The organism is Christiangramia aquimixticola, assembly GCF_048285835.1.
Taxonomy (GTDB): domain Bacteria; phylum Bacteroidota; class Bacteroidia; order Flavobacteriales; family Flavobacteriaceae; genus Christiangramia; species Christiangramia aquimixticola.
Window position 1 is genome coordinate 1 of record NZ_JBLVTL010000327.1, and the last position, 281, is coordinate 281.

Annotated in this window: 1 pseudogene; it reads left to right on the top strand. The window is 49.1% G+C overall.

Annotation, left to right across the window (positions count from 1 at the left end):
- Positions 1 to 281: pseudogene (locus ACNKXV_RS14675) on the top strand (glycosyltransferase); the annotation flags it as partial.

Genomic DNA, 281 nt, shown 5'->3' on the forward strand with positions numbered 1-281 from the left:
CGTAAAATCCCTTCCAAAATCGCCAACTGGATCATCCGAAATACCACCAAAGTCTATCTCAACGATTACGGTTGTACGCTTCGTGTGTACAAAGCCGAAATCGCGCAGAATATGGGGCTTTACGGAGAGCTCCACCGCTTCATTCCCGTTTTGGCCAAACAGCAAGGGGCGAAGATGACCGAGATGGACGTCAAGCATCACCCAAGAATCCACGGCACTTCGAAATACGGCCTCAGCCGTACCTTCAAAGTGATGGCAGATTTGATCCTGATGCTCTTTTT